At 67.5% G+C, this 662-nt stretch carries 1 protein-coding gene; it reads left to right on the forward strand.

Features of this window, described 5'->3' with window-relative positions:
* Window positions 1–60: 60 nt before the first annotated feature.
* Window positions 61–662, forward strand: a 602-nt coding sequence (locus ACSDR0_RS51025) for an acyltransferase domain-containing protein (RefSeq protein ID WP_435296204.1), incomplete at its 3' end; no start/stop codon positions are given.

Below are 662 nucleotides of genomic sequence, written 5' to 3' on the forward strand. Positions count from 1 at the left end.
GGGGAGGGTTTGGAGCGGACGGGTTGGGTTCAGCCGGGGTTGTTCGCGGTTGAGGTGGGGTTGGCGCGGTTGCTGGAGTCGTGGGGTGTGTGGCCGGATGTGGTGGTTGGTCATTCGATTGGTGAGGTGGCCGCGGCGCATGTGGCCGGGGTGTTGTCGTTGCCTGATGCGGTTCGTCTGGTGGAGGCGCGTGGCCGGTTGATGCAGGCTTTGCCTGCTGGTGGGGCGATGTGGGCGTTGCAGGCCTCGGAGGAGGAGGTTGTTCCGCATCTGGTGGGGCGGGTGGCGGTCGCGGCGGTCAACGGTCCTCGTTCGGTGGTGATTTCTGGGCCGCTGGGGGAGGTGGAGCGGGTCGCCGGTGGGTGGAGGGGCAGGCGGTTGTCGGTGTCGCATGCTTTTCACTCGCCGTTGATGGAGCCGATGTTGGAGGAGTTTCGGCGGGTGGTGGAGGGGTTGGGGTTCGGTGAGCCGTCGGTGGCGGCGGTGTCGAGTGTGACGGGTGAACGGGTCGATCGGGACTGGTCGAGTCCGGGGTATTGGGTGGATCAGGTTCGCCGGCCGGTCCGGTTCGCTGACGCGATCACCGCCGCGGATGCCGGGTTGTGGCTGGAGATCGGCCCGGACGCGGCTTTGACCCCGCTGATCGGTGACATCGTCCCGGA

Origin of the sequence: Streptosporangium sp. G11 (assembly GCF_051192615.1) — a bacterium.
Taxonomy (GTDB): domain Bacteria; phylum Actinomycetota; class Actinomycetes; order Streptosporangiales; family Streptosporangiaceae; genus Streptosporangium.